This window comes from Blastococcus sp. CT_GayMR16 (assembly GCF_004570875.1).
Lineage (GTDB): Bacteria > Actinomycetota > Actinomycetes > Mycobacteriales > Geodermatophilaceae > Blastococcus_B.
Map to the genome: position 1 here is coordinate 139054 of NZ_SPQK01000012.1, position 8448 is coordinate 147501.

Consider the following 8448-nt stretch of genomic DNA (forward strand, 5'->3'; position numbering starts at 1 on the left):
CGGGTGACACTGAGGTTGGGCGCGCACCGGAACGGGCACCGCAGAGCCAGAAGGACCACGCCCTCGTCCGGGAGCGTGGCGGTGCGCCCTGCACGGGCCCTGACAACGACGACGAAGGCGGTGACGGTGGCGCTCTGGCAACCGGCGCGCCTCCCGCAGGGTTTCCGGGAACTCTGGTGTCAGGAAGTCCACTCCCTGCAGGAGCTCAGCAAGCTGCGTGCCCGGCTGCGCGCCACGCTCACCGGCAGCCCGATCGTCGTCCACCCCGAGCGCGAGCACTGGTCGGAACGGCTGGTGCTCATCGCCGACGAGCTGACGTCGAACGCACTGCGGCACGGCGGCTCGCCGGTGGCGACCGCACTGAGCCGGCTCTCCGACCGGTGGCTGATCGCGGTCAGCGACTCCTCCGCCGACGTCCCCCCTGCCCCGGCCGAGGGTCGCGATCCCGCACTCGGCGGCTTCGGCCTCTATCTCGTGGCCGACCTGTCGGCCGCGCACGGCTGGCACCTGGAGCGCGGTGAGAAGAAGGTCTGGGCCGTGATCGAGGCCGACGACGAAGAGCGGACCGCCTGAACCCCTCGGGTGACTCCGGAGGCCCGGTTAGTGACTCGCGGGTAACCTCCGTTCCCATGTCGCTCGTCGATCAGCTGGACACGGTGACCGATGCCTCCGCGGGCACCGTCGACCGGCACGCCACGACCCAGACCTTCTCGTCGACGAACCCGGCCTCCGATGCCGTCGTCGGCGTCTTCCCGGTGCACGACGCGGACGCCGTGCAGGAGACCGTCGAGCGCGCCCGGCCGGCCGCCGAGCAGTGGGCCGCCCTCGGCTTCGACGGTCGCCGCGAGCGGCTGGCCGCCTACCGCGGTTACCTGGCCCGCCGGATGAACGAGCTCGCCGAACTCGTCCACCGGGAGAACGGCAAGCCGCACGGCGACGCGATCCTCGAGATCACCCTCGCCATCGACCACCTGGCCTGGGCCGGTGCCCACGCCCGCAAGACCCTCGGGCAGCGCCGGGTCAGGGCCGGGATGCTGGCGGCCAACCACGCCGCATACCTGGAGTACCAGCCGCTGGGCGTCGTCGGCGTCATCGGGCCGTGGAACTACCCGGTGTTCACCCCGATGGGCTCGATCGCCTACGCGCTGGCAGCCGGCAACGCCGTCGTCTTCAAGCCCTCGGAGTACACGCCGGCCGTCGGTGCCTGGCTGGCCGCGGCGTGGCGGGCCGCCGTCCCCGACGCCGCCGACGCCTTCCAGGTCGTCACCGGCTTCGGCGAGACCGGTGCCGCGCTGTGCCGCGCCCGCGTCGGCAAGCTCGCGTTCACCGGCTCCGCGCCGACCGGCAAGAAGGTCATGGCCGCGTGCGCGGAGACCCTCACCCCGGTGCTCATGGAGCTCGGCGGCAAGGACGCGATGATCGTCGACGACGACGCCGACGTGGTGGCCGCCGCCGACGCCGCCGTGTGGGGCTCGATGAGCAATGCCGGGCAGACCTGCATCGGCATCGAGCGGGTCTACGCGACCAGCGCCGTCTACGACCGCTTCGTCGCCGAGGTGACCGCGCAGCTGCGCACCCTGCGCCCGGGCTCGGACGACGAGGCCACCTACGGCCCCATGACGATGGCCTCGCAGGGCGGCATCGTGCGGCGCCACGTCGAGGACGCCACCGGCGCGGGTGGCCGGGTCGTCCGCGGGGACGCCGACCCCAGCCTGTTCCCCAACGAGAACTACCTCGCCCCCACCGTGCTGCTCGACGTCCCCGAGTCGTCGTCGGCGATCCGCGAGGAGACCTTCGGGCCGACGCTGACCATCACGAAGGTCCGCGACGCCGAGGAGGCGCTGGCGCTCACCAACGCCACCTCCTACGGGCTGGCCGGGTCGGTCTTCGCCAAGTCCAAGGCCCGCGGGATGGACCTGGCCCGCCGGATGCGCAGCGGCATGACGTCGGTGAACTCGGTGCTGACCTTCGCCTCGATCCCCGCGCTGCCCTTCGGCGGGGTCGGCGACTCGGGCTTCGGCCGGATCCACGGCGAGGACGGGCTCAAGGAGTTCACCCGCGCTAAGGCGATCACCCGCCAGCGGGTCGCGCTGCCGGTGAACCTGATGAGCTTCGGCCGGCCCGCGTCGGCGACCGACGCGCTGGCCCGCGTCATGGGCATGATCCACGGCCGGCACCGGTGAGCGATTCCCTGCCGGACGAGTTCGACGTCGTCGTCGTCGGCGCGGGTTCGGCCGGCTGCGCGCTGGCCGGCCGGCTGACCGAGGACCCGACCCTGCGGGTGCTGCTGCTCGAAGCGGGCGGCTCGGACGACGTGCTCGAGGTGCAGATCCCGGCCGGGCTCTACAAGACCTGGCGCACCCGGCTGGACTGGAACTACACGACCGAGCCGCAGCCGGGCCTCGACGGACGCAAGCTGTTCTGGCCGCGCGGCAAGCTGCTCGGTGGCTCCTCCTCGATCAACGCGATGATCTACATCCGCGGCGCGGCAGCCGACTACGACGAGTGGGCCGAGCTCACCGGCGACAAGTCCTGGTCCTACGAGCACGTGCTGCCGCTGTTCCGCCGGATGGAGGACAACGCCCGCGGCGCCGATCGCTTCCACGGGGTCGGCGGCCCGCTGCGGGTCGAGGACCTCCGGTCGCCGCACGCGTGGACCCGCGCCGTCGTCCAGTCGGCGGTGGCCGCCGGCTACCCCCGCAACGACGACTTCAACGGCGCCGCCCAGGAGGGCGTCGGCCAGTACCAGGTGACCCAGAAGCGCGGGCGCCGCTGGTCGTCGGCCGATGCCTACCTGCACCCGGCGCAGGCCCGGCCGAACCTGACCGTCCGCACCGGCGCCCTGACCACCCGGGTGCTCGTCGAGGACGGCCGGGCGACCGGCGTCGAGTACCGCGCGGGCGGGCAGGTGCACACGGTGCGCGCCACCCGCGAGGTGGTGCTCTCCGGGGGTGCGGTCAACTCCCCGCAGCTGCTGATGCTCTCGGGCATCGGTCCCGCCGATCACCTGCGGGAGGTCGGCGTGGACGTCGTCCACGACCTGCCCGGCGTCGGCGGCGGCCTGCAGGACCACCCGCTGGTGCCCGTCGTGTGGAACGTGCGCTCGGGCAAGTCGCTGTTCCGCGCCGAGTCGCCCTCGGGCTACGCCCGGTGGTTCGGCGCCCGACGCGGACCGCTCACCTCCAACCTGGCCGAGGCGGGGCTCTTCACCCGGTCGGCGCCGGAGCTGTCCGAGCCGGACCTGCAGATGCACTTCCTGCCGGTGAAGTTCTGGAAGCAGGCCGAGGTCGACCCCGACGTCGACGCCTTCACCGCCGCCGTCGTGCTGGTGCACGTGCACTCGCGCGGGTCGGTCCGGCTGCGCTCGGCCGACCCGACGTGGGCGCCGGCCATCGATGCCGGGTACCTCACCGACGAGCGCGACCTCGACGCCCTGGTCACGGGGGTGGAGAAGGCGCGGGAGATCGCGGGCACCGGTCCCCTGGCCTCCGTGCTGGCCGACGAGTGGTCACCCGGCGGCACCGTGCACGGCCGGGACGCCCTGCGCGCCTCGGTCAAGGACACCCTCGAGTCGCTCTACCACCCGGTGAGCTCCTGCCGGATGGGCACCGATGACCAGGCGGTCGTCGACTCCGAGATGAAGGTGCGCGGCATCGAGGGGCTGCGGGTGGTGGACGCCTCGGTCATGCCGACCCTGGTCCGTGGCAACACCAACGCGCCCACGATCATGCTCGCCGAGCGGGCGGCCGACCTGATCCTCGGTCGCTCCGTCGACCCCGCGCTGGCCGCCGCCGGCTGAGCCTCAGAGCAGCTCGGCGAGCAGGGCGGCGGCGCGGGCGGCGCCGCCCGGGTCGACCGGGGCGACCCCGGGCGCGGTGCCGACCAGTGCGGCCAGCTCGTCGGCCAGCCGCTCCGGGCTCGCCTCCGTCCAGGGCACGCACCGGCCCGCGCCGTAGCGCTCCAACCGGTGCCGGACGTGCACGTTCTGCTCGAAGTGGTGCTGCAAGGGCACGTACACGAAGGGCCGGCCGGCGGCGGTGAGCTCCATCGTCGTCGTCAAGCCGCCCTGCACCAGCGCGACATCCGCGGCAGCGAGCAGCCGGTGCAGGTCGGGCAGCCAGCCGCGCACCTCGACGCCGTCCGTCGCGGGCAGGGACGCCGGATCGATCCGCGGCCCGGTCACGACCACCATCCGCATGCCCGGACGGCGCTCCCGCAGCAACGGGTAGGCCTCGACGGCCCGGCGCAACAGGTGGCCGCCCACCCCGCTGCCTCCGACGGCCACGACGCACACCGGCTCGTCGCCGAAGCCGACCGACTCGCGCAGCGCCGTCCGGTCGGCGATCTCGGCCGGGTCGAAGCCGGTGACGTAGCCGGCGAAGTCGTAGTGCGCCGTCGTCCAGTCCCGGATGTCGGGCAGGCCCGGCCCGAACGGGGTGCGGACGACGTCCTGCGGGTCACCCACGAAGATCGCCCGGTCCCGGATGCGCGGCAGCCGCGCCACGTGGTCGAGCATCTCGGCGTTGTAGTCGGCGGTGAGCTCGGCCTCGCGGCTGTCCTCGGTCATCGGGAGCCAGCCCACGAAATCGGTCATCCACGCGTAGCCCGTCGTCTTCAGCTCGGGGTTCTCGTGCAGGAAGTGGTCGAGCTCCCACGCCTCGTCGCCGATCCAGAGGTCGAAGTGCTCCTGCTCGGCGAGCTCGCTGAACACCATGAAGTTGGCGACGAGGATCTCGTCCATCTGGCGGATCGCCTCGAACGCGTGCAGGTCGTGCTCGCCGGCGAGCCCGTCGATGTGCGCGGCCTCGCTGGCGAGGAACGCCGAGGCGGGGTGCACGGTCTCGCCCCGACGACGCAGCCAGTCGGTCAGCGGCGGCTGGGCCAGCCAGTCGATCCGCACGTCCGGCCGCGCGCGGCGCAGCTCCTCGGCGATGGCGAGGTCGCGCCGGCCGTGGCCGAGGCCGATCGGGGAGGACAGGTACAGCACCCGCTTCTCCCGCCGCGCAGGCACCGGGTACCGACGCCGCACCGGCCGCGGCCAGAGCCGGTCGAGGAAGCCGCCGATCGCCTTGTTCACCGCGACCGGCTCCCGCGCCATGGGCAGGTGCCCGGCACCGCCGATGGTCACCTGCTCGGCGCCGAGGATCTCGGCGAGCAGGTCCGCCCGGGACGCCGGCTGGCACCGGTCGTCGTCGCCGTGGATCACCAGCGCCGGGCAGTGAACCCGCCCCATCACGTCGAGCGCACCCTCGCGGTCCGCGACCCCCACGGGGCCGTTGTCGGCGGTGATCAGGATGTCGGGCGGGATCTGCAGTGCCCAGCCCACGCAGTCCTCGATCACCTTCGACGAGTGCGGCTCCGCCGCGCACTCCCCGAAGAAGAACTCCATCGCCCCCCGGTAGTCGCGCCGCAGCCCCCAGTTGGTGACCTTGGCCCAGCCCTCGTCAGTGTCCGGGACCTCGTCGTCCGGGTACGCCACCCGGTGCGGGAGGGGCGGCGTGACGAACGGCAGCCAGGGGGCGATGGCGATCAGGCCGTCGACGCGGTCGGGGTGCTCGGCCGCGGTCAGCACCGCCGTCCACGCGGACGTGCAGATACCCACCAGCACGGCGGAGTCGACGCCGAGCTCGTCCATCACCGCGACGGTGTCGGCCACCAGGTGCGGCTGGCCGTACGCGGCCGGGTCGGCGGGCCGGTCGGACCGCCCGTTGCCGCGCGGGTCGATCGTGATCACGCGGGCCCGACGGGAGAGCCAGGGCACCTGCGCCTTCCAGGCGCGGGACTCGATGATCGGGTCGATCGGGACGAACACGACGGTCTGCTCGCCGTCCCCGAACACCTCGTAGGCGATACGGACGCCGTCGCGCTCGACGGTCCCCGACTTCGACGGTTCCACGGCCCGCATGGTCGCGACCCTCCTCGCGTGCGGCCCCGGGCACCAGGGATCCCGGTGCCCGGGGCCGGTCCGACCGCCTACGGACGGGCCTCGTAGACGATGTTGAACGGCGTCTCCGCGACCCGCGCGAACCGGGTGAAGCCGGCGTCGGTGACGACCCGCCGGATGGCCGCCTCCCCCGCCTGGGCGCCGAGGGTGTATCCGCCGGCCTGCGACTTCGCGTTGGGCAGGCAGACCAGGGTCGAGAAGTTGTAGTAGACGCGGCCGACCGGATTGATGTTGTCCGACGGGTCGTCGTGGGCGAACGGCTCGACGATCATCCACGAGCCGTCGGGAGCCAGCGCCTCCCGGACGTGCCGGGCGGCACCGAGCGGGTCGCCCATGTCGTGCAGGCAGTCGAAGGACGTCACCAGGTCGTACCCGGAACCGTCGAAGGTCTGCGCGCTGGCCGCCTCGAAGGTGACCCGGTCTGCGACACCGGCGTCGGCCGCGCGCTTGCGAGCCAGCTCGATCGACCCGCCGTCGTAGTCGGAGCCGGAGATCCGGGACTCCGGGTAGGCCTGCGCCATGATCACGCTCGAGGAACCCAGTCCGCAGCCGATGTCGGCGACACGGGCGCCGTCGTGGAGCTTGCCCTCCACACCGGACAGCGCCGGGATCCAGCTGGTCGTCAGGTTGGCGTGGTACCCGGGGCGGAAGAACTGCTCGCAACCGACGAGCATGTCGTTGTCGCCCTCGTGCCAGCCGATGCCGGTGCCGGTGCGGACCGCCTCGGCGACCCTCTCCTCCCCCTTCAGCGCGCCCAACGCGAAGAGGAACCCGCCCGGCGCGAAGATCGCGTTGTCCGGATCGGCGAGACAGAAGGCCTGCTCCTCGGTGAGGGAGTAGCTCTCCTCGCCGTCGGTCTCGGTCCTGGTCACGTAGCCGCCGGACGCCTGGCCGCGGAGCCACTCGGTGACGTACCGGGTGTCGGTGTCCGTCCGCTGCGCCAGCTCGCTGGGCGTGGCAGGTCCGGTCGCCAGCGCCGCGAAGAGGCCGAGCCGGTTGCCGATGACCACGTTGCCCGCCGCGAGGGCGGCCCCGAGGTCACCGACGAAGCGGTGCAGGAAGTCCATCAGCTTGTCGTTGTCGATCGCCATCGGAGTCTCCTCGGTGTGGGGTGGCTGGACCGAGGCGAACGGTGGCGCGAGCCGTTGCAGAAACCTTGCAGCCCGCGCCTCCTCCTAGTCCTCGATGACGTCCAGTCCCTGCTCCCGAAGCAGTGCCAGGGAATCCAGCATCCCCGTCAGCACCTCCGGGTCATGCCCCTCCCAGCTGTCCACCTCGCCGACGACGCGCAGCGGATGGCGGGTGCGATAGGACTGCGTGGGGTTGCCGGGGAATCTCTTGGAGCCGTGACCGGGAACCAGCTCGTCCCCGGCCGCGAGCACGGACTTCGTCCCGTGGAAGAAGGGTCCCTCGACGTGCTCGTGCCGTTCGTAGGTCACGGGGACGTGGGTGCTGCTGTTCTCGTCCTTCGCCGTCTCCTCGGACACCCCGTCACCGTAAGGGGCAGCCCGCTCAGGCGGGACCGGCCAGGGCCGACCAGCCGGCAGCCGCCGCGGCCGCGCGGAAGTCGGTGAGGATCCGGTCGGCCCGGTCGGGATCGCCTGCCCGCCGCCAGGCGCGGGCCACGCCCAGATAGGCGTCCGCACCGAGCAGCCACGCGCAGCCCTCCGGCGCACGGATGCTGCGGAGCAGTGCGTCGGCCCGCCGGAGCACGTCGGCGTCCCCGGTGGCCTCGGCGAGCGGGCCGAGGCAGCGCAGCAGGTAGGCCTCCGCGCCCGGGACGTCGGCCACGCGTTCGGCCGGACGGAGGACGGCGGCGGCCCCGTCCGGCTCGCCGCAGGCCAGCAGCGTGGCCGCGTAGAGGGACGACGCGGTCGTCGACCACCACGTGTGGCGGTGCAGCTGGGCGAGTTCGACCGCGCGCCGTCCCTCGCGCCTGGCGGGCTCGAGCCGGCCGGCCAGCCGGTGCACCCAGCCCAGGTGCGCCACGAAGAACGGCTCGTAGGCGGTGTAGCCGCTGCGCCGGCAGACCTCCAGCGCCGCCCCGATCCGGTCGAGGGCCGCCGCGTCGTCACCGGCGGCCAGCGGCACGAACGAGCTCTCGAACACCGCCCACTGCATCGTCCAGAGGTCGCCGGTGCGGCGCAGCACCGGCTCCAGCTCCGCCACGACCGTCGCCAGCTCGTCGACGAGGCCCAGGTAGGCGCAGGCGGTCTTCACGGCGTCCAGCCCGCGCGCGTGGGCCCGCTCGTCCTCGGCCGCGCGGCCGGCCGCCAGCCCCCGGCGGGCCAGGTCACGGGCACCGGTGAAGTCCAGCTGCGAGCAGCGGAGCACCGTCAACCGGCCCAGCACGTCGGCCTCCATCCCACGGTCACCGAGCGCCCCGGCCAGCCGCAGGCACTCGGCCAGCGCCGGCTCGCAGTCGGCCGGCGGGCGGCCGAGCGCCACGGGCACGTCGCCGGCGAGCTCCCGGAGCACCGTCATCTCCAGCCGTCGGTCGCCGG

Annotated in this window: 7 protein-coding genes; 3 read left to right on the forward strand and 4 right to left on the reverse strand. The window is 73.3% G+C overall.

Annotation, left to right across the window (positions count from 1 at the left end; translation table 11 throughout):
* Window positions 1-81 precede the first annotated feature (81 nt).
* From E4P38_RS14275 to E4P38_RS14285, 3 genes are read left to right on the forward strand one after another with little or no spacing between them, the layout of a single operon-like run.
* Window positions 82-573 (forward strand): ATP-binding protein, encoded by a 492-nt coding sequence (locus E4P38_RS14275; protein WP_135132470.1) that lies wholly within the window; start codon window positions 82-84, stop codon window positions 571-573.
* Between the two features lie 56 nt (window positions 574-629).
* A complete protein-coding gene (locus E4P38_RS14280; protein WP_135132471.1) occupies window positions 630-2183 on the forward strand; it encodes an aldehyde dehydrogenase family protein in 1554 nt (517 codons plus the stop codon).
* Window positions 2180-3799 (forward strand): GMC family oxidoreductase N-terminal domain-containing protein, encoded by a 1620-nt coding sequence (locus E4P38_RS14285; protein ID WP_245161028.1) that lies wholly within the window; start codon window positions 2180-2182, stop codon window positions 3797-3799. The genes E4P38_RS14280 and E4P38_RS14285 overlap by 4 nt, the downstream gene beginning before the upstream one ends.
* A 3-nt stretch (window positions 3800-3802) precedes the next feature.
* Here the strand turns inward: E4P38_RS14285 and E4P38_RS14290 are convergent, their stop codons facing one another.
* The 4 genes from E4P38_RS14290 to E4P38_RS22950 all read right to left on the reverse strand — a co-directional run.
* Window positions 3803-5896 (reverse strand): alpha/beta fold hydrolase, encoded by a 2094-nt coding sequence (locus E4P38_RS14290; RefSeq protein WP_209309104.1) that lies wholly within the window; start codon window positions 5894-5896, stop codon window positions 3803-3805.
* A gap of 77 nt (window positions 5897-5973) precedes the next feature.
* Window positions 5974-7035: a class I SAM-dependent methyltransferase gene (locus tag E4P38_RS14295; protein ID WP_209309105.1), complete on the reverse strand. Its 1062-nt coding sequence runs from the start codon at window positions 7033-7035 to the stop codon at window positions 5974-5976.
* A gap of 84 nt (window positions 7036-7119) precedes the next feature.
* A complete protein-coding gene (locus tag E4P38_RS14300) occupies window positions 7120-7431 on the reverse strand; it encodes an NAD(+)--rifampin ADP-ribosyltransferase (RefSeq protein WP_135132473.1) in 312 nt (103 codons plus the stop codon).
* Between the two features lie 25 nt (window positions 7432-7456).
* A partial coding sequence (locus E4P38_RS22950) for a hypothetical protein (protein ID WP_209309106.1) occupies window positions 7457-8448 on the reverse strand: 992 nt, incomplete at its 5' end.